Source organism: Nitrospirillum amazonense (genome assembly GCF_029594735.1).
GTDB classification, from domain to species: Bacteria; Pseudomonadota; Alphaproteobacteria; order Azospirillales; family Azospirillaceae; genus Nitrospirillum; species Nitrospirillum amazonense.
The window spans coordinates 1-332 of sequence record NZ_JARPAF010000008.1 but is presented as its reverse complement, the minus strand read 5'-3'; the positions used below and the strand labels follow the sequence as shown (position 1 = coordinate 332).

General features: G+C 67.8%; 1 protein-coding gene. It reads left to right on the top strand.

The window, feature by feature from the left end:
* On the top strand, nt 1-332 hold a 332-nt coding region (locus tag P5F91_RS28880), incomplete at both ends, for a hypothetical protein (protein ID WP_277908975.1).

Below are 332 nucleotides of genomic sequence, written 5' to 3'. Positions count from 1 at the left end.
GGGCGCCACGGCGCTGTACATTGCCGGCACGGGCACCCTGGGCAACCTGGCCAACAGCGGCGTCATCAGCGGCAACGTGGTCAACCAGTCCGCGCGTGATCTCACCATCAACGGTGGGGGTAACGGTGCCGTGGGCCGCTTCACCGGCGGCACCATCATCAACACGGGCGCCAACGTGGTGTTCGCATCGGGTGCGGTCAGCCTGGGCGATGCCATCACCGTGGCGACGCACACGGTCAGCAACGCTGGCGCCAGCCTCACGCTGGCATCCGACGTGGCGGTAACGGGCAACTTCAGCCAGAGCAGCGGCACGCTGATCACGGGCGGCCATA